This window comes from Streptomyces tendae, from assembly GCF_008632955.1.
In the GTDB taxonomy this organism is placed as follows: Bacteria; Actinomycetota; Actinomycetes; order Streptomycetales; family Streptomycetaceae; genus Streptomyces.
On sequence record NZ_CP043961.1, the window covers coordinates 1 to 21,927 of the forward strand.

The following is a 21,927-nucleotide window of genomic DNA, read 5'->3' on the forward strand; positions in this document are numbered from 1 at the left end:
CCTCGTCTCCGGCCTGCGCAAGCGCGGGGTGGGCTTCCGGTCGCTGCACGAGGCGCTCGACACCACCACGCCCGGCGGCCGGCTGGTCTTTCACGTCTTCGCCGCGCTCGCGGAGTTCATTCGGGAACTGATCGTGCAGGGCACGCACGAGGGCCTGGCGGAAGCCCGCGCCCGCGGCGAGCGCATCGGCGGCGCCAGCCATGAACGCCGAGCAGATCCGGCACGCCCGCGCCCTGCTCGCGCAACCGAGAACACCATCACCTCGATCGCGAAGCTGCTCGGAGTCTCGCGGACCACGCTGTACAAGTACGTGCCGGAGCTATCGGCCGCTGGCCGCGACTCCCTGGTGCCGAGCGCCGAGCCCGCCGTGCTGCCCGCTCCGCGCTAATTTCGTCTCGTCGAAGGTTGTGATGCGGCGTCCTGCCCCGGCAGCAGGACGCCGCTGTCATCGGTGGTTCATCCACCAAAGGATGCCGGTGACGAGTGCACCACCCGCAGCCGTCGCCATGCCGTGCACGAGGCCATGACCAGCGGTACGAACGAGGGAGCGCAAGCGGACTCGGTGTGACGGTTCCTTCGGCTGACCCGTAGGGTTGGATGCGGTACTGATGGTTCCTCCCGGTCTGGTGTGGAGCTGTCGGTCGCTTCACGAGGCGGCTCCCTGGGCCAACAGGGGGCCGCCACCCATTCCGGGCAACGGCCGTCGCCGCAGCCGAACCACACCAGCCACTCGGCGGGTTCGGCGCTCTCGTATCAGTCTGCGGGCTCCTCGGACCAGTTGGTCACCAAAGTTTGTGCTGGTCAGCGCTGGTTTATAGGTTGCCAGTGCTGGTCATTGACGGGTTTTAGCATGCCTTCGGTTGTCATCGATAGACTTGCCTGGTCGAAGGCCAGGGGAGGGCTTGATGGCACAGGTCTTACGCATGCCGACCGAGGCGGAGTTGCCGAGCGGCCCGCGACGCCGGTTCGTCGAGGCGCTGTTTTCGTACTACCGGGATGCAGGACGTCCCCCACTACGGACCATCGCAGATGAGATCGCCGGCAAGCCGCAGTACGACGCCTTCACTGTCAGCCGAGAAACAATCCGCAAGATGCTACGGGGGACGACCGTCCCGCTGAGCTGGGCCGTAGTCAGCGCCGTTCTCACGGTGCTGTGTGAGCGGGCCTTCGTCGACCCAGACGAGGAGTACCACGTAGGCGGCTTCGGGGACGGTATGACCTCGCGTCGGCAGGAGCTGCGAGATCTCTGGAACGACGCTCTGGACGCTCCACCACCCTCGCCTCTCCCGCCTTCCGGCTGGGGAGGGCAAGCCCCCTACGGAGATGAACCGCCGTTCTGACGCTCGCCGGCAGTCGGAGCCGGACCAGGCCCTTGGGGAGTATCGGAACGGAATTTAGCGGCAGTCGCTGATCACTCCGCTGACTGTGCTGGGCCGGGCAGAGTCGGCGCACTAACTGTCTCGCCGAGTGCGGCGCGGCCGCCTTTCAGCTCTGGCACATACTTGTAGATCGTGTTGCGGGAGACGCCAAGGAGCTTGGCGATCGAGGTAACGGTGTTCTCCGGACGGGTGAGTAGGTCCCGGGCGTGACGGATCTGTTCCTCGGTCATGGCCGGCGGGCGGCCGAGGCGGGCGCCACGGGCGCGGGCTGCGTCCAGGCCCTCGTTGGTGCCCTGGATGATGAGTTCGCGGATGAACTCCGAGAGTGCTGCGAACACGTGGAAGACCAGGCGTCCGCCCGGGGTGGTGGTGTCGAGTGCCTCGTGGAGCGAGGTGAAGCCGATGCCGCGCTTGCGCAGGCCGGAGACGATGGTGATGAGGTCCTGGATGGAGCGGCCGAGCCGGTCAAGGGAGGGGACGACAAGAGTGTCCCCTTCACGGAGGTAGTCGAGGGTCTTCCGTAGTTCCTCGCGCTCCGCGTTCCTGCCGGACTTCTTGTCGGCGAAGATCCGGATGCAGCCTGCTTCGGTGAGGGCGTGGATCTGCCGGTCGAGCAACTGTCCCTGGGTTGAGACGCGGGCGTACCCGACGAGCGCGCTCTGCACGGCGGGGAGTGGGGCGAGGAGGTCTGCGGTGTCGTCGTCCGGAGGCGTCTGCACCCGCGAGATCGTACAGAAAACGGTGCCTCTCAGGTTTTTGAGCAAGCCGACTTTTTGACACCGTTTCTCGCACACGAGCCAGCGCCGTTCCGGCCGTGAGTAGTCGCTTACCGATCTTGTTCAGGAATCGGTCGATTCTTCAACGCCACGGCCCGGCACGGGCTGCGGCAGCACTTGGTGATGTGCGTCGAGGAGCGGAAACAGCCGGGTGACTGCGGCTACGGCCACGGCGTTGGGCGGGCGTGTGGCGGGGTGGTCTTCCCGGTTGCGGTAGCCGTCGAGGAGGCGGCGGATGGAAGTAGCGAGTTCGGCTGTTTCGGCCGGGGTGAGGTGGAGCACGGTGCTGAAGGATTCGTCCTGCTGCCACTCGGCCGGCGCCTGGTCCCGGTGAGACAGCCAGCGCTGGTAGCTCTCGTCCTCCAGGTCTCGGGTGAGGATGGCGAATTCTTCGGGCTCTTCCTGCCCTGTGGGGTGGGGGGTGTCCCATCGCAGCCGCCAGGGCCGGGCTCGGCCTCCTCGGTGGGGGGCTTCTTCGATGAGGCCGTACCGGGCGAGCTGGCGCAGGTGGAAGGAGCACAGGCCGGAGCTGTGCCCGAGGCGGGCGGCGGCCTCGGTGGAGGTGAGGGTGCCGACTTCGGCGAGCAGGTCGAGCAGGGCAACACGCACTGGGTGGTCGGGCAGAAGCTGGCGAGCCCGGCCCTGCAGGGCCCATGCGGCTTCGACTCGACGGTTTCCATCACTCATTTTGCAAAGTCTGCTACTTTGCAAAGTCCTTGGCAAGCCGATGAGTCCTTGGCCATCCGGGTCCGGTGGCCGAGGAGTTGCATAGAAGGGGTTGATGGTTCGTGGCTGTTGGGTTCGGTGACACGGTGCCAGATCGCCGGGTCCGGGTGCAGGGCAAGCCCGTCGAGGCCTATCCACGGCTCGCGCCGGAGGTGGAACGTGGTGCGCTTCGCAGGATCACCGTGGTCGGGGAGGAGATCCTGCGCCGCCGGTGCCGGGAGGTGACTGAGTTCGGCACGGTGGAGCTGGCGAGGCTGATTGACGACATGTTCGCCACCAACCAGGTCGCGGAGGGCGCTGGGCTGGCCGCCAACCAGGTGGATGTGGATCTGCAATTGTTCGTGTGGGACATCACGGACGAGTGGGGCGTGCGTCATGTCGGGCACATCGCCAACCCGGTTCTTGAGGAAGTGTCCGCCGACGGCCGCCGCCTGATGGAGGAACCCGAAGGGTGCCTGTCCGTCCCCGGTCCCTACCGCGTGGTGCCCCGCCTCGACCGTGCGGTCGTCCGAGGCCGCGACAAGGACGGCAATCCTCTGGTGATCGAAGGCAGGGGATACTTTGCCCGGTGCCTGCAGCACGAAACCGATCACCTGCACGGCCACCTGTATCTGGACCGGCTCGCGCAGAAGGAACGGAAAGCTGCTCTCCGGGAGATGCAGGACTCCCAGGACAAGGTGTTCGCCCGGAGGGCCGCCGCGGCGAAGCGGCTCGGGAAGTGACTGGCGTTCTTCCAGACCCGCCTTCGGCTCCGGCCGGCCGCTCCGCGGCTATGCGTCGTCGTCCCCGTCTTCCTGCCGAGGGTCGCGCAGAGGACGCAGACCCGGTGTTGGGGGACTGGTGAAGGCGTAGCGGCCGAGGAAGTTGATGTGGTCGTACTGGAGTGGGGAGAGGCGGGCGAGAAGCTCGTCGGTGACCGGAAAACCGTCGGCGGCCAGCTGCTTGACGGCGGCGTCGATGTAGAGGCTGTTGAAGAGCACCACAGAGTTGAGGGCCAGGCCGAGGGCGCCGAGTTGGTCCTCCATGCCTTCGCGGTAGTGCTGGCGCAGTTCACCGCGCTGCCCGAAGAAGATCTTCCGGGCGAGGCGGTGGCGAGCTTCGGTGACGTTGAGCTGGGCACCGATCATCCGCCGGTATCCCTCATCCGAGACGAACTGAAGCAGGTGCAGGGTCTTGAAGATCCGCCCATAGTGGGCGAACGCGTCGCCCAGCCCGGTCGGCTTGCCGTCCCGGGAGAGCATGCGGATCAGGTCGTGGCCGCGAACTTCCCCCAGGGTGAGCGACCCGGCCACACGGAGCATGTCGCCCCAGTGGGCGCGTATCCGGTCCAGGCGGATGGTGTGGTTCGAAACCGGCTGGAGCGGCCCGTAGTCGGCCGCGGTGTTCGTCCGCCACAGCCGCGCGTCAGAGATATCGGCGATCCTCGGCGAGAACTGGTAGCCGCAGATCGCGAACAGACCGAAGACGATGTCCGAGTACGAAGCGGTGTCCGTGATGACCGTCTCCGGCTTCGGCCCGCCGTCGCGGGCGTGGATCGCGTCCAGGATGAACAGCGAGTCGCGCAACGTGCCCGGCACGACCACCCCTCCCAGCCCCATCACCTGGTCGTTGACCACATTCAGCCAGGTGGCGCCCTTGTGCCGCAGGCCGAAGTACCGGGCGTTCGATCCCGCGTACAGGGTCTGCACGGGGACCGTGAAGCGGACTCCGTCGGCGGAGGCGACCAGGCCGCCGCCCCACGCCCGTACGACGTCGATCTTCGCCTGGGCCTCGATGAACAGGCTGTTGGCCGCCGAGATGTTCTCGGCCCGGAAGTAGCCCTGGTCGACCTGGACCAGACGACCGCGGGTGAGCGCCGGGACGTCCGGCTTGATGACGGGGGTCAGGCCCACGTTGCACGCCTCGCTCAGCAGCACCGCGCACAGGCTGGTGACGAAGCCCTCCATGCCGGAGTCGGCGCCGGAGATGTGCGTGAATGCCTCCGGCATGCCGGTCAGCTCGGCGACCTCCAGCAGCAGCTCGGGGAAGTCGACCTTCGGCAGCATGCCGTTGACCAGCTGCCGGAACGGCGGCATGAGCTTGGGCTCCTCGGCCTTGCCGAGCTTGGCCAGCTTCAGCTTTCCGCCCGCCACCTCCAGCGCGCTGTTGCCCGGCAGCCCGGCGGCGACCTGGACGTACGCGGCGTGCAGGGCGGAGGCGAGTTCGGCGAGGTGCCCGGCCGGCTCGCTCTCCAGGCCGAGCGCGGTGAGCACCTTCGGCTCGGCGGCCCTCCATTTCTCCCCGGCAAGCAGCTTGGCGCGGGGGTCGCCCCAGCGGTCGCCGTCCCTGGCGAACACGTCCCGCCGGCGCAGGGCGCGGTGCAGATGCTCCAGGACGCAGAACGAGTACGCCGCCTTGTCCACCAGGCCGTGCGGCAGGTTAGGGTTGGCGAACACCAGCCGCCGCCACGAGCCGGTCACCAGCTCCATGGAGACCTCCTCGGCGCCGACCTTCTTCCGGCCGATCAGGTCCGGCAACTGCTTGAGGGCCTTCACGACCGGGACGCCGGCCTCGACCGAGCCGAAGTCGATGACCTCGACCAGGAGGCGGATGAAGCCGCGCACGGTGCCGTAGCGGGCGACCAGTTCGGCCCGCCATTCCGCGTCGTCGTCCCCATCGCCGCCCGGGACCACCGCGGCGATCGTGGCGAGCGCCTCGGCCAGCTGCTCGCGCGGTACGACCTGCTCAATCGCCGACCACGCGTCCACCACGGAGACCATCTCGCCTGACTCGGTTGCCGGAGGCGTCGTCATCAGCACGTCGACCGCCGCGGCGACCTTCTTCGCCGCCTTCCTCAGCTGGGGCAGAGCCTTGAGCTTGGCGTCGTTGCCCATCCGCTCGGCCTTCGCCAGCAGTTTCGTGGCCATCAGCGCGTGCAGCAGATCGAGCGCGTCGTCCACCGTCGCGGTCTCCAGGCGCCGCACGGCCGCCAGCAGGGTGGCGGTCTGCCTCGTGACCTCCAGGCGCTTAAGCGTCGGCGCCTTCGAGGTCAGCCCGTAGCGGGCCAGCCCGGTCATCCGTGCGGCCGGGACCCGACCGACGTCGACCGCGCCGGCACCCAGGCCCCGCACCTCACGGGCGCGGTCCAGCGCCAGCTCCATCGCCTTGCCCGACACCCGCATCGGCCCCAGCCGCAGCCGCTCCAGCTCCGATACCCGCTTTTTCTCCGGCACCTCCAGCAGCCGGACCATCTCGGTACGCAGGTCGTACGGCACCGCCTCGTACAGCGCGGCGTGCAGCCGATCGTTCTCCTCCTGGCGGACCGCGGCCACCATCCGGGCCAGCGTCGTCACGCCGGGCAGCAGCACCCGGTTGTTCACCAGCCACACCACCGCCCGGTCGAACAACGCGCGCGGCCCCTCCAGCGACGACCACACCCGCGCCGCCAGAAACTCCCGCAGCCCCGCCTCACCCGCGGCGAAGTCCCGGTAGCCGTACTCGTCGCGGATCTCCCACGCGTGCTCGTACGCCGTCTGCGGGCGCACCCCGTACTCGGCAAAGTGCTCATCGCCGATGCCGAGCTGCTCGGCAACGAACCGCACCACGGAAGCCGGGACGGCCGTGGGGTCCTCGGTCAGGAAGGTGCCGAGCATCCGCACCGTGCCCCACTGCACCGCCCACCCCAGCCTTGTCGCCGGACGGCGCTTCGCCCGCGCCAAACCCAGGGCCTTGGTGTCCAGGCGGAAGAACTGCTCCAGCTCCCCGGGCGACGGTTCCGTGGCGAACCGCCCGTAGCGGGCCTCTTGCTCGGCAGACAGATACTCAACAGGCATGCCGAGGAACGTAGAGCCCGCTGACCAGGCAAAACGGGCACGTCACCGAACCGGAATCAAGATCACTCCGCTACCGCTAATTTCCGTTCGGATACTCCCCGAGGGCCGTAAGGGGACCCGGACGGACTCGACCAATGATCGTTAGCTCTGGCGCCGGGTGCGCTTCTCGGCGCGGGCCCGTGCCAGGGCTGCCCGGTAGGTCTCCTCGTTCCTCGATCGGGTCAGGGGCACGTCGAGACGGCGCCGGTCCTCTATCTGCGCCTCGTGCACGGCCTCTGGCTCGCGGGATGCCCAGCGGCGCGGCTGCTCCTGCTGCGGGCGCGGGGTGTACCTGTCCAGCCCCCAGCGGCTGGACAGTTCAGCCCGCTCGGCTTCCCGCCGCAGCTCGGCCTCCGCTGCGATCCGTGCGGCCTCGCGGCGGCGCTCCTGCTCGCGCAGCTCGGCCTGGCGGTCGCGCAGGTCTGCTGGGGCGGCAGGGGTGGCCATGAAGCGGGCCCGCTCGGCAACGGCAGTGGGGACGTGATCCCACCTGGTGACGTGGTCGGCCTGGGCGACGGGGCGCCGGCGGCCGCCGTAGCCGTGGGCGTTGCGCCGGTCGTTGATGAGGCGCCACAGCCTCCACGCGGCCAGGCGGCCCACGTCGTCCACCCCGGCCACGCTGCTGGACAACAGCTCGACCAACTCGTACTCGGTGGCGCGTCGCAGTGCGATCAGGACCGTGCGCTGCAGGTCGGTCCACGCGGAAGCCACCTGCCAGCGTCCAAGCTCGTCCCAGTACCCGGAGGGCAAAAGAACCTTCCCGTGGCCCAGTTGGGCCCGCCAGGCGTGCCAGGCACGGCGCAGGACCCTGTCTGCGACGGCGCGAGGGTCGTCACCGGACAGGAACGCGGGCTTCTTTCCAGGCGCCGCCGGAGGCGTCGTTTTTGCTTGTCCCATCTCGTTTGACCAGCTCAGCCCCCTACTACCTGTAGAAAGAACACCAGATAGTGGTGAAACCCCCCTCGCGTTAAGAGGGGACGTTTTGCCATTGGTCATCAGGCGGTGAGTCAGGGCCTCGGCGCGGTCGCGGTCGGCCACGGCCCAGCACCGCAGATCGCGGGGCCCGGCTTCCTTGCCCAGGGCCTTGGCGGAGCTGCGGATGGCCTCGGCGGCTGCGGCCGCCGAGGAGTCGGCCGGGTGCTCCCAGCGCGGTGCGGCGTCCAGCTCGGCGGCTCCCTCCTCGTCCACGGCGACGACTTCGGGTTCGCCGGACAGCACCGCGGCGTCGGCGGCGTCGGTCAGGTGGCCGTACCGGGCGTCCGCGTAGGGGTCCTCGAACTCCGGGAGGTCCCAGACCTTCAGCTGCTGGGCTAGGTCGTCCGGGAGGTCATGGGGGATGGCGTCGGTCCGCAGCACGAGGGCGTAGACGGCTCGCCGGCCGGGGGCCGGGGCGATGTCACGGGCGCTGAGGCCGTATCGGCACAGGCCCTTCAGGTCGTCCCAGAACCGGTCCTCCCCTACGCCGAACTGCCAGGCGTAGCGGGCGGCCAGAGTCATGCCTCCGTCCGTACGGCCGGTGCCCCACTGGCCGACGACGCGGCCGGTGGCCGGGTCCAGCTCCTGCTGGGAGAGGAACCGGGCCAGGCGGTACTTCGTGGCGGGCAGCAAGCCACGCCCGTGTGCCAGCTCAGCGACCCGGTACCACATGATCAAGCTGATGTCGGGAAACCGGAGTACAGCGGACTGGTCTTGGTCCAAGCAGTGCGGTGTGACCTGCATCGATCCGACTGAGCCGGGAGAGCTCCAATCAGGGCGTGCTAGGCCGACACCGTAGCCATGAGCTACGATGCGAAAGCCTCCTGATTTCAGGTAGGCACACGAGAGCCCGGTGCCGGCTTGGTAACCCGACACCTGGTTCGTGCGCTAACAGATGAAGATGGGGATCTCAGGTAGCGGTTGGGAGCCTGAGCTGGGATCCCTCCGGACGTTGCAAGTGCCTCGGCTGGTAAGGCCGGGGCCTTTTAGCGTCCGGATGTTGTCGTCATCCGGCCTTGGACATCTCCTCCTCGGCGCGCTGGCGGGCTTCCCTCGCCTTGCGTCGGGTCTCCCGTTGGTGCAGCAGCTTGAGGGCTTCGCGTAGGACTTCAGCGCCGCTGAGCCCCATCTCGGTCACCAGCTCTTCGTAGGCGTCCCGAAGTTCCTCGCCAGGGTGCAGGACAAGCTGGGCACGCAGGGACTTGTCGGCTGGAAACGTCGTCGACCTTCCCGTGTGCTGAACCCCACGTCGTCCTGTCATGCGGCGATCTTATCCACAACGGGACCTCGATGATTCATGAACACCCTTGTTTTCCCTGTTGAGCTGCACTTCAGGTGGGGCGGTGTGTCCGGCCTGAGCGGTCCGTACACGACCTGAATCGTTGGGGCGTCTGGGCTATACGGCTTGGGAAGGGTCTGCCAGTCGCCGCTGAACGTCTGCTCAGGAACCGCTCTTTCCGGTGACGTGGGTGCTGGCGCGGAGGGTGGCCCAGCTCAGTGCCCAACTCCCCTGCGGTGGTTCCGCAGGTGACGTGGTGAATCGGAAAGGGACGGGGTGCCAGGCGTAGTGCGGCCTCGGGGAACATCGGTGCAGCGGATATCGGTGAGGTGGGCGCTTTGCTTGATGGTCAGACAGCGCGTAGCCGTGGCCCCTGAAAAGTTTCCGGCTCCTCGATGGGGTCGGAGGCGGCTTCTGTCGCCTCTTCTGCCGTGTCCTGGGCCGCGGAGCGAAACTTCGTCTTGAGGTGCGGCGTCGCCTTCATGGTGGCGGCGGTGAGCGCACCGCCCGCTACCGCGGAGACCGTGACAAGCGCGGCGACGGCACGTTTTCCGTTGAGTAGGTCTGCATGGCCAACCAGGTTCCTGGCGCCGTCGCGCAGGAGCGTGCTGTACCCCCCGCTCGCCGAGTTCGACAGGGCCGTCCCGACCGTGCGCTTCACCAGCATCAGTTCCCAGACCGAGCCACCCCAGCGAATGTTCATGGGGCCACTGTAGGAGGCTCCAGGGAGGGAAAGTGGCGGGTTTCCCACGTATCTCCTCCGCCCACCTAACTCTGGCTACGCCTCACGGTGACACCTTGGTTGAACACGGACTGCTCAGCGACGGCTGGCCATCGCGCCACTGGATGAGGGCCGGGGCCCGCGGAGTTGATCTGTGACGGGGCCCAGCCAGGGCCCCGTCAACAAACCATCAGGACGAGCTGCTAACCAGCCGGAGGGCTGGCCGGTCTTCCTCTGCACCGAGCATGCGCCGCACCTGGGCTACGCTCCAGGCCAGCTCGTGAGCCAGTTCAGTCATTGTCAGCCCGTGGTCACAGGCAAGGGTGAAGGCCTGGGACAGCAGCGCGGGCTGTTCGCCGGGATAGCCAGCCAAGGGCTCCGGAGTGAAGCCGGGTTGCCCCTGCAGGCCGTGCAACCGCTGATAGGCGCGGCTGGCCGAGGAGTCCGACAGGAGTCCGAGTTCTCGGCAGCGGTACAACAGGGAGTGCACCGATACGCCCCAACCGTCGCGGAGCTGCGAGAGCTTGTGCAGGTCCGCCCGTGCGGGCAGCTCGGACAGGATCGATTCGCGGGGGGTGAGGAACTCGGCTGCGAAGGTGTCGGCCTCGCGTTCCTGGGTGATGTCACCGGGATTGGTGTCGCCGTGCAGGATCAGGTGACCCAGCTCGTGAGCGGCACTAAAGCGGTGCCGGTAAACGTCGTCGGTCCGGTTGGGCGTCAGTACGATCAACGGGCGCGGGAGGCGTGAGGTGGAGAAGGCGTCAACGGAGCGCAGATCCTCGTCGCGCTGTGGGGTGACCACCACGATGCCGTGTGCTTCCAGGCGCCGGACCAGGTGAGCGATGGGTCCGGTGCCCAGCCCCCACGCGACTCGCAGGGCTCGGGCGGCGGAGGCGGGATCGCTGGGCAGATCAGTGCCCGGATGCACCTCGCCGCCGGCGAAACCGGGGAGGTCGACCACGGGGAGCTGGACACGTTTCTCCAGCGCGTAGGTCAGCTCCCAGACTTGTTCGGTGAATGCGACGGCCTTGGCCCGCTGATATGCCCGGGTGCTGCGCAGACTGCGGAAGTGAGCAGCGGAGGGGTCCAGCCGTGCGTGCGGGCGTCCCGCCAGGAAGTACGTCAGCGGCACATCCAAAATCTCGGCCAGGCGCGGCAACAGGTCGGGGCGTGGCCGGTTGGTGCCCATCTCGTACTGGCTCACCGCAGCAGGGGTGACCCCCAGCTCGTCGGCCAGCTGCCTCTTCGTCATGCCGGTGAAGCTTCGGGCTTGGGTCAGCCGGGCGGGGTCGAAGAGCTCGTGCACGGCAGCCGGGGACGGTTGTTTCCGGTCGGCGCGGTCCTTACCGGGGCCGCTGCGGCCGCCCGGGGCGGTGAACAGCGGTGGTTGGGTGTTCTTACTCATCGCCGTTTTCTATGTCGGAAATGGTTGGTTCCTGTTCAGCAGACGGACGCTTGGCGACCTCGAAGCGGTGCGTGACTCCCAGGTCAGGCAGGTCGCCGCCGGCGAAGCCCTGTTCGCGCGGGACGGGGGCACCCGCTGTGCGCAGGTCATCGCGAGAGTCGCTGGAGTCCTGCTCCGCGGTGGCGATGCTCATGTCGAGCGGCTCGGGATTCCACACCATGGTGCCGTCGTCCTCCAGCGACGTCGGCGTACCCCACCAGGCGGCCAGGACCTTGTCGCTGTCGGCGTTGGCAGCGTACGCGACGTAGATCACCGTCAGCTGCTCTGCCTCGGCCGCCGCGACGGCCTCGGCCACCGAGGGGTCCGCGGCCGGCTCGATGTTCTCGGAATCGCTGTCGAACAGCGTCGGCGGAGGTTGCGCAGGGCCAACGCCGTTGTCGCGAGAAACCTGGTGGGGAATCTTCGTGCTCAGCTTTGCGCGGGAGATCGGTTCCTTCAGCGAGTCGGCGTGTCGAAAGGGGATCAGCACTCGCCCGTTGACGACCGCCAGGCTGTACGACGCCCCCTTGGGCTTGCGGGCCTCATAGCCAGGGAGTTCAGCCAGCTCGAACTGCTTGACGACCTGTCCGTAGCGCGTGGCCCACATGCTGCCGTAGGCGCGCTTGTCCTCGGCCCCCGCCTTCCGGGCCGCCACCTGCACCTCGTAGGCGGTTTGTTGACCACGTGCTAGGCCGTTAACCACGTGCCGTATCACCTTGGCAGCGTGATCACCGAACTGTTCAACGGCCCACTGCGACGGCGTGATCTCACCAGCCATGATCCCCCCAGGAAGCTAGCAACTTACCGAATCGACACCAACATAGCATCCCCACTTAATTTTTGGACGCCATCCGCCCGAGATGGGTGCGGCGACCTCGGCAAGGCGTAGGCGGCTGCGGGGCCTTTCGTCATGGGTCTCGTCGAGTGGGGTGGTTCCCTCGTTGGGCGGCAGGCGAAGCCCTACCGCGGGCGTTGTCGGGGGGCCAGGCTCGGCGTAGCCGACCGCGAAGCGGCTTGGCCTGGCGGCCCGGCGGCGGCCGTGGTGCCCTCCGGGTGCCGTCCGACGAGGGGACCGCACCACGACCCACCACCATCCCCACCACCCACACACCCGCACTCAAAATTCCCTGCCCCCACCCCCTCCGCAGGGTGGCCGGGGCGTGGGGCGGAGCCCCGCAGTCCTAACCTGCCCCACGGTCCTGACCTGGCCTGTTCCCCGCTTCCTTGATCACCCCGAGTGGTGCTGTGCTGACTTGTTGTCAGTGCCGCCTGTCAACATGGGCGATTGCGCGGGGAGTTGTTACGAGGGGGAGGCTTGTATGCCTTGGGTACGGCCGTACGTGCGCTCTGATGGGACACCGGTTCGTGGACATTCGCGGTGGGCTCCGGGGGCCAGGCGGGAATTAACGATCTTCGGTGTTGTGGCCTTAGCCGTGGTCGGGCTGGGCAACGGCAACGGCTCCGCAGGGGGTGAGAGGGTTCCGCGGCCGCAGTCGACGGTGCAGTATCCGATCCGGTTCGACGATGTCCCGGCTGCACGGGTGTCTAAGCCTCGTCCTACGGTGTCGTATCCGATCCGGTGGGAGCGGTGACGCGGCGACGGCCGCCGGCGCGGCGGCGTACGAGGCGGCCCAGTCGTAAGCAGCAGCAGCGGGACGCGCAGCTGATCGTCTTCGCCGTGGTGGCGACTGCGGTGATCGGTCTGGTGGTGATGGTGGTCAACTGGCTGCTGGCGCACTGGTGGGTGCTCGTCGTGGTCCTGGTGCTCGCCGTGCTGGCGGGCGTCGGGTGGCTTTACAACCGGCAGCAGCGGGCTCAGTGGGAGGCGGTGCTCGCGCAGGGTCTGCGCTACGGGCTGCCGCAGCTGGACGCGCTGCATCACACCCGGTTCGAGGATGCAGTGCGGGACTTGATGCGGCGGGACGGCTGCCGGGATGCCCAGCGGGTCGGTGGCCGCGGTGACCTGGGCGCGGATGTGAAGGCGACGGATCCGTTCGGTCGGCGCTGGGTGATCCAGTGCAAGCACCGCCGCAACGGCGCCAAGGGCTCTGCGGTGGGTACGCCGGATCTTCAGGTGCTCAATGGGACGGCGCGGCAGGTGCACGGCGCGGACGTCGCGGTGATCGTCACGAACGGACGGGTGAGCGGTCCGGCCGTGGACTTCGCCAAGCAGCAGCGGCTGCACGTCGTCGACCGCCAGACACTCGCGGTGTGGGCGTCGGGCTCGCGTCCGCTGTGGGAGCTGCTGCGGGCGGTGCCGCCCCCGCGTCGCCCAACCTCTTTGAGCTGAAAGACGCGGCTTGTCCGGCCTGTGGGTGGACCTTGGCCTGTCGTTAAGGGGAACCCGGCAATTTTGCCGGGTTCCCCTTTCCCATGCGGGTCCCGGCAAAATTGCCGGGTTCCCCTCAATCCTGGGGGTCGTCCTCCACGATCTCCGCGTCCACGATGTCGTCGGCCGGGACGGTGACCTTCGCGAGGATGCGGCCGACCTTGCGGAGCCGCTTCTGCAGGTGCTCGGCGTCGACGGCCTGCCGTCGCAGGGTGGCGCCCTCGTCCAGTAGGGCCCGGTTCAGCTGCTCCAGCGCTTCCTCCGCGGCGTCGACGGCCGCCACGAGGGGATCGGCGGTCTCCCTGAGCGGTACGGGGGCGGGCCACTCCGTCGCGTCGGCGGGCTTTGCCTGGCCGGGGATGGACGGCTGCGGCGCGTGGTGTTCCTGCCAGTGAAGGGTGACCGCCTGGCGGCGGTGCTGCGGGTCCTTCTCGGTGGCTGCCGTTTCCAGCGCCTTGGCTACACGGGCCGTGATCTGGTGAGCGGCCAGGCGGACGCGCCCGGCTTCGAACGCCTTCCTGAGCATCACGTAGTCGCGGGCGGCCTGCTCGTCCGAGGTGCTGTCGGCATAGTCGAGCATGGCGCGCACGTGGGACGCCGGCGCGGGCTTGCCCAGGGCGTCCTGCACGGCCTTGGCCAGTCGCCATTCCTCCTGCAGTCGCCGTGCTTCGCGCTCGGTCATGCCGTCGTGCTCAGCCGCCAGGTACTGCGGCCAGGTGCGGGACCCGTCGCCGCGGTACAGGCGGCGACGGCGCACGATCTCCAGTGCGCGACCCAGCAGCCACTGGGCGGAGCGGGCGTTGTCGATCGCGCGGTGGCACTCGGCCAGCTCTTCCTGCTCCTCGGCGCTGAGCGGCCCGCTCGCTTCCTCGGGCGTGATGTCCCGCTCCGGCAGAGTGGCGCTCCAGTGCGCGAGCGTGAACGGCTGGTCGCGCAGCCGGACGGGCTCGGCCGGCTCGGCCTTGGCCAGGGCGGTCGTCGTGGAGAACGTCGGGGGGCTCGCAACGGACGGGGCGGTGGTGCGGGTGGCGGCCGTGGCCGCAGCGCCTGCCCTCAGGTCCTTACGCCTCGCCATGCTTGATCAGCCCTTTCGTCTCCATCTCCGTGACCAGTTCGCCGAAGGGGCCGTGCGAGGCGCGTTCCACGCTGAACGCGGTGGCCTGCTTGAACTCGTCGCGGTTCGGGATCATCACGGTGAAGACGTTCCATCCGGCGTCACGCAGCAGCCCGCGGATGTCCTGGGCGGAGCGGACACCGGTGCGTACCCGGTTGAGGAGGACCCACAGAGGTGGGGCCTTGCGGTCGGGGCGTGCGAAGGCGGAGCGGGCGACGATCTCGGCAACGGCGGTGGAGGTGCGCGGCTCGGTGACGCGCTGCCAGTCGGCCATGGACGGCTCCATGTGCACGATGGCCAGGTCCGCGATCTTCAGCACGCTGTCCGCGATGTGCGGATGGTTCTCGGTGTGGCCGACGTCGACAATATCGATTCCGTTCTTCAGCGGCGTCACGTCGGTCGCGAAGGTGGCGGTGGCGTTCTTGTCGATGGGGAAGGGGAAGCCGCCGGCGGCTTCTGACCACTGGGTGAGGTGCTGGGATTCGTCGGCGTCCCAGGCTCGGACGGTATAGCCGACCTCGTGCAGGGCGTGGGCCATCATGCCCGTGTCCGTGGTCTTGCCCATGCTGCGTGGGCTGATGTTGGCGATGAGCACGGCGGGGCTTCTTTCTCCCTCGGCGGTGGTGTTGCCCGCATGATGCTGCCATGCCCGGGAACGCAAAGGACCCCCGGCGGTCGCCGGGGGTCCAGGTTTCTGCGCGATCAGTTCAGCTCGGCCACGTGGGCGGCCTTCAGCAGGGCCTGCACGTCCAGCTCCTCGCCGGGCTGGATGGTGCGCTGCTGGCGGGCGTGGGCGGCCGCCACGATCGCCTCGACCTTCGCCTGTTCCTGGCGGTACTCCCACTGGGCCTGAGCCACGGCGCCGGAAACCTCGATCGCCTTCACCCGAGCCTCGTTGACGCCCTTGGTCTCCTCCATGACCAGCTCGTGGGCTTGGGCGCGGGCCTCGGTGCGGTCCTTGCGCCACATCGGGGCGCACACCGCGTACACCGCGGCGGTGGCTCCTGCCCACAGCAGGGCTGCAAGCTGCCAGTCCGGTGTCCAGGCGGTGACCCCGGAGACGGCCAGCACTGCGGCCGCCGAAAAGCTCATGCGCACGGTCTCGTTGTCGCCGTGGGGCTTGGCGGCCGCGATGCACCCGGCGCAGCCCGCGAGCGCTGCCAGGGCGCCCGTGATCCACAGTGGGCGGGTGGAGCCGTCCGGGATCTGTCCGTTCCAGCTCCATGCGAGCGCGGACATGGCCGTGGTCGTCAGGCCCGGGGCGAGGCGTCCGAAGTGCTCCCACAGCCAGCGGCCGGCGGACTGCCGGGGCGGCAGCTGCGGGGCCGGGCGGAAGGTCGCCGGGACCTGCTTCCGGTGGGCCTGTTCGATCAGGTAGAGCGCCGGATCGAACGGCGCGGGGCTCTGCTGCTGCTCGGTCACAGCGTCATCTCCTGTCCACGGATGGGTTCCTGCTGGCTGTGCTGTCGGTCGGCGCGGTACCGGTCGTCCCGCTCCTGGCGCTCGGCTTCCTCGCGCTGCCTGCGCTCGGGGCGGGTGGGCCCGTCCTTGCCCCACACGGTCACCTCGCCGGGGTTGGCGGTGCCGTTCTGCGGCGGGTCGATGGCGGCGACTTCCCGGCCGCGGTACATGACGAGGCCAGCCGGGGTGATCTGGAATCCGTGCTCCCCGGCCCCGGGGTTGTCCCGCACGATCCGCTGTCCGTCGATGGACACGCCCTGGTGGTCCAGCGTGACCTCGTGGCCGTGCCGCTCGACGGTGAGCCGGGAGCGGCCCGCCATGGCGTTCTTGCGGTCCCACTGCCAGGGGTTGAACTCCTTCTCCTCGCTCACGCCTCCACCCCCTGGTCCACCAGTTCGGCCAGAACGCGGGCGTGGCACGGCTGCCCGGGTCCGCACCAGCACCCGAGCCGCCGGCCGCGCAGCTTCGGCAGCTCGCGGGCCACCAGCTGCGGCCGCTCGTCCAGCCAGGCGCGGTACTTCTCGACCACGGCGGCGGCGTCACCGTGCTTGCCCACGCGGTATGGGTTGGCGAGCACGTGGCCGTGGAGCCGCCACCCGCCCTGGAACATCGGGCGGCCGACGTACACCACGTCCGCGAACTCCGGGTCGCCCTGGCGGCCGTGGAGGTCCACCACCGTGGTGGTGGCGGCCGCCGGGGGCTGGTCGCCAATTGGCGACTGCTCGGCCGGGGCCGGGCCCGCCGCGGTGGCGGGCTCCGGCTCGGTCTCGACGGGGAACAGGTCCATCTGCCACCCGCCGTTCATCTCGCGGGGGTCGCGGCGGGGGATCACCACGCCACCTCCAGCGGCTCGCCGGTGACGGCCTCCACGAGGGCAGACACGATGACCTCGGCCACGGGCGGGGTGACGGCGTTGCCGTACTTCCGCACCTTGTCGCGCTTGGACCCGGTGACGATGTACGTGTCCGGGAACGCCATCGCCGCGCCGATCTCGTGCGGCTCCAACATGCGGAACCGGACGTCGCCCAGGTCGACGCTCTCCCGGACCTCCGCGAGCGACCAGCGGTCGCGGGTGGTCACGGTGCCCACGGGGTCCTCGACCCGGCGGGCGGTGCCGTTGCCGTAGTACGGGATCAGCAGCCGCTGCCCGGTGACGAGGCCGTGGTGGTTCCCGCTCGCGGAGACCGTGTTCATGGGCTCGTCCACGCGGTACGTGGTCTTCTTCGACCCCCCGCCCCGGAGGCTGATCTGGAACGGCGGGATGGCCAGGCCGGTCTCGTTGCGGGCGGTCTGCGTGCGCATCGGCTGCTCGGAGCTGGTGGCCACCTTCCCGTCCCGGCCTTCGGTCGGGACCAGCAGGGGAGGCACGGCCAGGGCGTCCGTCTCCCGGGTGGTCCGGGTCGGCATCGGCTCCTCGACCGACACGGGCTCGGTCCGCCAGGTCCCGCCGGCGGGCACCGTGAACGGGGTCGCGTACCGCTGGATGCCCCGCAAGATGCGCTCCATCGTGGCGTCGGCCAGGGGCTCGTCCCGGTCCGCGATGCGGCGAGCCTGCAGCGACCAGTCGATGACGGCGGCCGCGGGCAGCACCTCGGGCTCCACGATCGCGCCCCGGCACTTCACGTTCGGGCACCGGTACCAGTACTGGCCGTTGCGCCCGTACGCCCCCATGTCGACGCCCTGCCGCTTGAACACCTGCAGCGCGGTCACGGTCTCGTCGCACACGGCGCAGTACGCCCGGGGCCGCAGCCACTTGTTCCAGTCCGGCGTCCGGCCCAGGGACTTGAGCCAGTAGGCGACGAACAGCCGGTTCCGCGACTGCGGGGCCCGGCGGGACTTCGGCGCCCGGACGTGCATCGAGTTGATGGCGATTACGCGGACCTCGTACAGGCCCTCACACCGGACCTCGCGGAGCCAGCGGGACCACTGGTCCCACTTCCGGCACTCCACGACGTTCTCCACGACTCCGCACAGCACCGGCTTGCCGCGCCGGATCATCGCCTGCAGATAGCGGGGCACCTCCTCCATCAGGGCGCGGGCCCGCTTGGTCTCCAGGTCCGGCTCCTCCTCCCACCCGGGCAGTGCCAGCTGGGTGGAGTGGTCGAAGTCCCGGCGCTTGCCCCGGGCGTTGCTCCACGGCGGGCAGCTCGGGGAAGCCCAGAAGATGTCCGCCCGGGGGAAGGTCTCGATCCTCGCGCGGGCCACGTCGCCCTCGAAGTGGTCGGCGTTGGGGAAGTTGCGGGCGTGGTCCTCCACGGCGTCCTTCTTGTGGTTCGCCGCGAAGATCAGTTCCGTGCCGGGCACCTCGGTGGCGCCCCGGCTGGAGCCGCCGACCCCGGCGAACTCGTCGTAGATGGTCAGCACGGCGCGGCCTCCTCCCGGAGCACGCGGGCGGTGCCCTCGCCCTCCAGCTGCTCGCGCACGCGGTCCATGAGGACGGCCGGCGGGGTCCACAGGCCCTGTGCTCCGCGATGCGGGATCGGGAGCGGGAGGGCGGTCACCTCGTCCAGGACGAAGTGGAAGTTCCCGCTGGCCGACCACGGGGTGCACTCCCCGTCGTCCTCGTGGCAGTCGGTGATCCGGGCGACCGCGAGCACGGCGCCCAGCTCCAGCTGCAGCCCCCGCACCACGGCGGCCACCATCGGCCCGTGGCGGCGGTCCAGCGCCTTGCCCGCGTGGATGAGGACGGGGCCCCGGTACGACGTGGGCCACACCCTGTTTTCCACGCGCTTGTCGGCGTAAGTGATGGCGGCCGCCCACGGTTGGCGGATGGTCAGGGCGCGCATCAGCTGCACACCTCCACCACGGCCTTGCCCATCCCGAACAGGACGAGGCCGATCAGGACGGCGGCGGTCACCACGGTGCGCGTGGCCTTCAGCACGGGCCGGATGCCCACGGGCGCCCCGACGAGGGCGAACACGAGGGCGGCGGCCAGCACCGCGGTGCCGTACGAGGTGGCGGCGGTCAGCAGGGCCTCAATCGTGTCGCGCCCGATCTCCACGGAGGTGGCCATGACCAGCACGGAGAAGACGAGGGCGGCGGCGGCAATGAGGCGTTCGCGGGCGATGCTCACTCGGAAGCACCCCCCTGCGGGGCCACGACGGTGAACGCCTGGCCGGGGAGGTCGTAGTGGACGTGGGCGGTCGGGTAGGCGCCGGCGCGGTGCTGCTCGGCCAGCTCCTCCGCGCGCTGGTCGGCGCGCAAGTCTGCGTCGGAGATCCGCTCCAGCACGGTCGGGTTGGTGCAGTGCGACATGGGTGTGCCTCTCCATCAAGGCGTGCGAGGGGAGGCGGGCCGGTCGCCAATTGGCGACCGGCCCGCCGGGGGCCCTATTGGGCGGGGTGCGGCCTCGCGGGCTGCTGCTGCGGCTGGCGTCCGTCGCGCTCGTGCGGCTGTGGGCGGACGGGCAGGGGCGGGCGGCTGGTCACTTGCGCCCCCTGATTCCGCTTACGGCCTGGCCGTGGCGCTGCAGGTCGGCCTGCGCCTGGCGGCGGGCCTCCTCCGCCTTCTTGGCGGCTTCGGCGGCGTCCTGGGCGCTCATGCGCTCACCGCCAGCTGGCAGGTGCAGCGGACGGTGGCGGTCTGGCCGTTGCGGCGGATGACGACGGTGTCGAACCCGTCGCAGTCGCCGCACGGGGTGCTGAACGCCGGACCCTTCTTGCCGACCAGCACCAGCTGGGGGCGGCTCGCGGGGGCCGGGATGGAGATGCCGGTGGTCCGGCTGGCAGACTTCTGCACGGAGATCCCTCTCTCTGCGAATAGGGGTGTCCCAGCTCGGAAGGCGTTGGAGCGCCGTTCCGGGCGGAGAGGGTCGGGGGCGGGAACCCCCGGCCCTCTCGTTCGTTCTGGTTCCACCGTAGGGCCTTTTTTCCTAGGCCGCAAGGAACCTAGGAAATAATGTTGCTAGGAACCTAGGTACCTGCTTTCATAGATCCATAGCCGCACAGTGGGATCATCCCTCCAGCTCAATCACACGGAGAGGTGGCCACATGACCGACGAGCCCAAGCCGAAGCGCAGGGGCCGGCCAAAGAAGGAGGAGAACGTTCGGATGCGCCCCCTGAACGTGGAAGTCCCGGAGGATCTGCAGCTTCACCGCCGGGGCACGCTCTGCAAGCTCGACACCGGAATGAGCTTGAAGGAACAGGTGGCAGCCGCGTACGACGAGTGGCTGACCCGCAAGGGCTACAGCAAGCCCACCGACGAGACCTGACACGAAGGAACCCCGGTGGTGAGGACACACCACCAGGGCCCAAGACGCTGAGTTTGGAGACCTACATGCGTCACCACCAGGGTACGGCCGCAGATCCCCCAGGATCTGCCACTGCACCCGAAGAGAAGAAGGGCATTCCGAAGCTGACCCGGGTCCACTACTGGCTGATCGGCCTCGTCAGCCTCGGCGCGGTCGTCATCGCCGGAATCGGCTTCGCCGGCTCGTACAACGCCGTGCGCGAGCTTGCGCAGGACAAGGACTTCGGGACCTTCTCCTACTGGTTCCCGATCGGCATTGACGCCGGGATCGTCGTACTCCTCGGCCTCGACCTACTGCTGACCTGGCTCCGCATCCCCTTCCCGCTCCTGCGCCAGACGGCGTGGCTGCTGACGGCGGCCACCATCGCCTTCAACGCGGCGGCGGCCTGGCCCGACCCGCTCGGCGTCGGGATGCACGCGGTGATCCCGGTCCTGTTCGTGGTCGCCGTGGAAGCCGCACGGCACGCGGTCGGCCGGATCGCGGACATCACCGCCGACAAGCACATGGAGGGCGTCCGCCTCACCCGCTGGCTGCTCTCGCCCCTGCCCACGTTCAAGCTGTGGCGCCGGATGAAGCTCTGGGAGGTCCGCAGTTACGACACGGCCGTGAGCCTCGAACAGGCTCGGCTGATCTACCGGGCACGCCTGCAGGCCCGTTACGGCCGCGCCTGGCGCTGGAAGGCCCCGGTGGAGGCCCTGATGCCGCTCCGGCTGGCCAAGTACGGCGTGTCCATCTTCGAGACGGCTCCGGCGGGCCTGGCGGCCGCGGGCATCGCGCTGCCTGCTGAGCTGGAGCGTGTCAACCACGAGGCGGTCGACGGCGAGACGCACGAGGAACTGCCCGCACCTTCCGGGCGGGAGCTGGAGCGCGGGGCGGTCGACACCGACCAGCACGACGGCCAGGACGAGGTGGAACCGCAGGAGACGGCGGCAGGCCACCCGGAGCCGTACTCCGCGCCGGTCCCGCAGCAGGCGGCCCCCTCGCCGTACGAGGCGTATGAGCCGGAGCCGTACGAGCCCGACCCGTACGAGGCGTACGAGCCGGACCCGGCGGCCCAGTACGGGTACGAGCCGCAGGAACAGGCGGCGGCCGCAAACGGTCCGTGGGCGGCCCGCAACGACGGACGGCCCGCCATGGTGCAGGCCCGGATCGACGGTGCCGACTGGCTGCAGAAGCACCCGGAGCCGGTGGAGCCGGAGCCCGTGGTGCCCTCGGAGCGGGACGAGGCGGTCCAGTCGCCAATTGGCGACCAGCCCGACCCGGTTGCGGCGCCTGAGCCGGAACCCGAGGTCATCGGCGAGGGCCTGGACGAGGGTCTGGACGAGCCGGACGAGGAGTCGGAGCCGGAGGGTCTGACGGGCGTTGAGCTGCTGGAATGGCGCTACGTCCGGCTGTCGCCGGAACAGCAGGCACTGTCTGCGGTCAAGCTCGGTGAACTCCTCCACGAGGGCACGGGGTTCACGCCGGGAACGGCCCGGAAGTACCTGAAGCCCATCATCGACAAGCACAGCTGAGAAATCCCGGGGCTGGATGTCAGCCCCGGCTCGTACGGTGATCGTGAGGTCACCGGACGTATAGGCGCCCCCGGGAGGCGCTGGTACCGCCGAACCCGGGGACTTCGC

General features: G+C 69.3%; 24 protein-coding genes. 6 read left to right on the top strand and 18 right to left on the bottom strand.

Features of this window, described 5'->3' with window-relative positions; translation table 11 throughout:
* Positions 1-28 precede the first annotated feature (28 nt).
* Together F3L20_RS35200 and F3L20_RS33685 are read left to right on the top strand one after the other, a co-directional pair.
* Positions 29-388, top strand: coding sequence for a recombinase family protein (locus F3L20_RS35200; protein ID WP_240811040.1), 360 nt, complete (start codon positions 29-31; stop codon positions 386-388).
* Positions 389-923: 535 nt separating this feature from the next.
* Positions 924-1,340 carry a hypothetical protein gene (locus tag F3L20_RS33685; RefSeq protein WP_150157848.1) on the top strand — a complete coding sequence of 139 codons (417 nt, stop codon included), beginning with the start codon at positions 924-926 and terminating at the stop codon, positions 1,338-1,340.
* 71 nt (positions 1,341-1,411) lie between these two features.
* On the opposite strand, the gene F3L20_RS33690 is transcribed toward F3L20_RS33685, so the two are convergent.
* Both F3L20_RS33690 and F3L20_RS33695 read right to left on the bottom strand, forming a co-directional pair.
* The gene (locus F3L20_RS33690; RefSeq protein WP_150157849.1) at positions 1,412-2,098 is read right to left on the bottom strand and encodes a recombinase family protein; all 687 of its coding nucleotides are present in this window, start codon (positions 2,096-2,098) and stop codon (positions 1,412-1,414) included.
* 120 nt (positions 2,099-2,218) lie between these two features.
* Complete coding sequence (locus tag F3L20_RS33695; protein ID WP_150157850.1) at positions 2,219-2,842, bottom strand: ArsR/SmtB family transcription factor; 624 nt, start codon at positions 2,840-2,842, stop codon at positions 2,219-2,221.
* Positions 2,843-2,988: 146 nt separating this feature from the next.
* Here F3L20_RS33695 and def point away from each other — a divergent pair, with 146 nt between their 5' ends.
* Positions 2,989-3,603: a peptide deformylase gene (def, locus tag F3L20_RS33700; protein WP_150157874.1), complete on the top strand. Its 615-nt coding sequence runs from the start codon at positions 2,989-2,991 to the stop codon at positions 3,601-3,603.
* Between the two features lie 48 nt (positions 3,604-3,651).
* Here def and F3L20_RS33705 read toward each other — a convergent pair whose 3' ends face one another.
* The 6 genes from F3L20_RS33705 to F3L20_RS33730 all read right to left on the bottom strand — a co-directional run bounded on the left by F3L20_RS33705 (position 3,652) and on the right by F3L20_RS33730 (position 11,929).
* Positions 3,652-6,693 (bottom strand): Tn3 family transposase, encoded by a 3,042-nt coding sequence (locus F3L20_RS33705; RefSeq protein WP_150157851.1) that lies wholly within the window; start codon positions 6,691-6,693, stop codon positions 3,652-3,654.
* Between the two features lie 141 nt (positions 6,694-6,834).
* Positions 6,835-8,340 carry a hypothetical protein gene (locus F3L20_RS33710; protein ID WP_150157852.1) on the bottom strand — a complete coding sequence of 502 codons (1,506 nt, stop codon included), beginning with the start codon at positions 8,338-8,340 and terminating at the stop codon, positions 6,835-6,837.
* 373 nt (positions 8,341-8,713) lie between these two features.
* Complete coding sequence (locus tag F3L20_RS33715; protein WP_150157853.1) at positions 8,714-8,968, bottom strand: hypothetical protein; 255 nt, start codon at positions 8,966-8,968, stop codon at positions 8,714-8,716.
* Positions 8,969-9,335: 367 nt separating this feature from the next.
* Positions 9,336-9,689: a hypothetical protein gene (locus F3L20_RS33720; protein ID WP_150157854.1), complete on the bottom strand. Its 354-nt coding sequence runs from the start codon at positions 9,687-9,689 to the stop codon at positions 9,336-9,338.
* Positions 9,690-9,897: 208 nt separating this feature from the next.
* A complete protein-coding gene (locus F3L20_RS33725) occupies positions 9,898-11,013 on the bottom strand; it encodes a helix-turn-helix domain-containing protein (protein ID WP_150157875.1) in 1,116 nt (371 codons plus the stop codon).
* Positions 11,014-11,104: 91 nt separating this feature from the next.
* On the bottom strand, positions 11,105-11,929 hold the full coding sequence (locus tag F3L20_RS33730; protein WP_150157855.1) for a hypothetical protein: 825 nt from the start codon (positions 11,927-11,929) through the stop codon (positions 11,105-11,107).
* 810 nt (positions 11,930-12,739) lie between these two features.
* Here F3L20_RS33730 and F3L20_RS33740 point away from each other — a divergent pair.
* Positions 12,740-13,441 (top strand): restriction endonuclease, encoded by a 702-nt coding sequence (locus F3L20_RS33740; protein WP_150157857.1) that lies wholly within the window; start codon positions 12,740-12,742, stop codon positions 13,439-13,441.
* 115 nt (positions 13,442-13,556) lie between these two features.
* Here F3L20_RS33740 and F3L20_RS33745 read toward each other — a convergent pair whose 3' ends face one another.
* The 10 genes from F3L20_RS33745 to F3L20_RS33795 form a co-directional block, all read right to left on the bottom strand.
* Positions 13,557-14,555: a hypothetical protein gene (locus F3L20_RS33745; RefSeq protein ID WP_167534764.1), complete on the bottom strand. Its 999-nt coding sequence runs from the start codon at positions 14,553-14,555 to the stop codon at positions 13,557-13,559.
* Positions 14,542-15,189, bottom strand: coding sequence for a ParA family protein (locus tag F3L20_RS33755; RefSeq protein WP_150157860.1), 648 nt, complete (start codon positions 15,187-15,189; stop codon positions 14,542-14,544). The genes F3L20_RS33745 and F3L20_RS33755 overlap by 14 nt, the downstream gene beginning before the upstream one ends.
* A 107-nt stretch (positions 15,190-15,296) precedes the next feature.
* A complete protein-coding gene (locus F3L20_RS33760; protein WP_150157861.1) occupies positions 15,297-16,016 on the bottom strand; it encodes a hypothetical protein in 720 nt (239 codons plus the stop codon).
* Complete coding sequence (locus tag F3L20_RS33765; protein WP_150157862.1) at positions 16,013-16,426, bottom strand: hypothetical protein; 414 nt, start codon at positions 16,424-16,426, stop codon at positions 16,013-16,015. The genes F3L20_RS33760 and F3L20_RS33765 overlap by 4 nt, the downstream gene beginning before the upstream one ends.
* Complete coding sequence (locus tag F3L20_RS33770) at positions 16,423-16,890, bottom strand: DUF4326 domain-containing protein (RefSeq protein ID WP_346768157.1); 468 nt, start codon at positions 16,888-16,890, stop codon at positions 16,423-16,425. Before F3L20_RS33770 ends, F3L20_RS33765 begins: the two co-directional genes overlap by 4 nt.
* The gene (locus tag F3L20_RS33775; protein ID WP_150157863.1) at positions 16,884-18,419 is read right to left on the bottom strand and encodes a DNA cytosine methyltransferase; all 1,536 of its coding nucleotides are present in this window, start codon (positions 18,417-18,419) and stop codon (positions 16,884-16,886) included. Before F3L20_RS33775 ends, F3L20_RS33770 begins: the two co-directional genes overlap by 7 nt.
* Positions 18,413-18,841 (bottom strand): ASCH domain-containing protein, encoded by a 429-nt coding sequence (locus F3L20_RS33780; RefSeq protein WP_150157864.1) that lies wholly within the window; start codon positions 18,839-18,841, stop codon positions 18,413-18,415. Before F3L20_RS33780 ends, F3L20_RS33775 begins: the two co-directional genes overlap by 7 nt.
* Entirely contained in the window at positions 18,841-19,128 is a 288-nt protein-coding gene (locus F3L20_RS33785; RefSeq protein WP_150157865.1) for a hypothetical protein, read from the bottom strand. The genes F3L20_RS33780 and F3L20_RS33785 overlap by 1 nt, the downstream gene beginning before the upstream one ends.
* Positions 19,125-19,310 (bottom strand): hypothetical protein, encoded by a 186-nt coding sequence (locus F3L20_RS33790; protein WP_150157866.1) that lies wholly within the window; start codon positions 19,308-19,310, stop codon positions 19,125-19,127. The genes F3L20_RS33785 and F3L20_RS33790 overlap by 4 nt, the downstream gene beginning before the upstream one ends.
* A gap of 282 nt (positions 19,311-19,592) precedes the next feature.
* The gene (locus tag F3L20_RS33795; protein ID WP_150157867.1) at positions 19,593-19,793 is read right to left on the bottom strand and encodes a hypothetical protein; all 201 of its coding nucleotides are present in this window, start codon (positions 19,791-19,793) and stop codon (positions 19,593-19,595) included.
* Between the two features lie 251 nt (positions 19,794-20,044).
* On the opposite strand from F3L20_RS33795, the gene F3L20_RS33800 reads away from it, so the two are divergent.
* Both F3L20_RS33800 and F3L20_RS33805 read left to right on the top strand, forming a co-directional pair.
* A complete protein-coding gene (locus F3L20_RS33800; RefSeq protein WP_150157868.1) occupies positions 20,045-20,266 on the top strand; it encodes a hypothetical protein in 222 nt (73 codons plus the stop codon).
* 65 nt (positions 20,267-20,331) lie between these two features.
* Positions 20,332-21,819: a DUF2637 domain-containing protein gene (locus F3L20_RS33805; RefSeq protein ID WP_240811037.1), complete on the top strand. Its 1,488-nt coding sequence runs from the start codon at positions 20,332-20,334 to the stop codon at positions 21,817-21,819.
* The last annotated feature ends 108 nt before the right edge of the window (positions 21,820-21,927 follow it).

Bases quoted from the DNA above. Each gene is read 5' to 3' on its own strand.
- F3L20_RS33685 (WP_150157848.1), top strand. From the start codon at position 924: ATGCCGACCGAGGCGGAGTTGCCGAGCGGCCCGCGACGCCGGTTCGTC.
- F3L20_RS33695 (WP_150157850.1), bottom strand. From the start codon at position 2,842: ATGAGTGATGGAAACCGTCGAGTCGAAGCCGCATGGGCCCTGCAGGGC.
- F3L20_RS33705 (WP_150157851.1), bottom strand. From the start codon at position 6,693: ATGCCTGTTGAGTATCTGTCTGCCGAGCAAGAGGCCCGCTACGGGCGG.
- F3L20_RS33715 (WP_150157853.1), bottom strand. From the start codon at position 8,968: ATGACAGGACGACGTGGGGTTCAGCACACGGGAAGGTCGACGACGTTT.
- F3L20_RS33720 (WP_150157854.1), bottom strand. From the start codon at position 9,689: ATGAACATTCGCTGGGGTGGCTCGGTCTGGGAACTGATGCTGGTGAAG.
- F3L20_RS33730 (WP_150157855.1), bottom strand. From the start codon at position 11,929: ATGGCTGGTGAGATCACGCCGTCGCAGTGGGCCGTTGAACAGTTCGGT.
- F3L20_RS33745 (WP_167534764.1), bottom strand. From the start codon at position 14,555: ATGGCGAGGCGTAAGGACCTGAGGGCAGGCGCTGCGGCCACGGCCGCC.
- F3L20_RS33780 (WP_150157864.1), bottom strand. From the start codon at position 18,841: ATGCGCGCCCTGACCATCCGCCAACCGTGGGCGGCCGCCATCACTTAC.
- F3L20_RS33790 (WP_150157866.1), bottom strand. From the start codon at position 19,310: ATGTCGCACTGCACCAACCCGACCGTGCTGGAGCGGATCTCCGACGCA.
- F3L20_RS33800 (WP_150157868.1), top strand. From the start codon at position 20,045: ATGACCGACGAGCCCAAGCCGAAGCGCAGGGGCCGGCCAAAGAAGGAG.
- F3L20_RS33805 (WP_240811037.1), top strand. From the start codon at position 20,332: ATGCGTCACCACCAGGGTACGGCCGCAGATCCCCCAGGATCTGCCACT.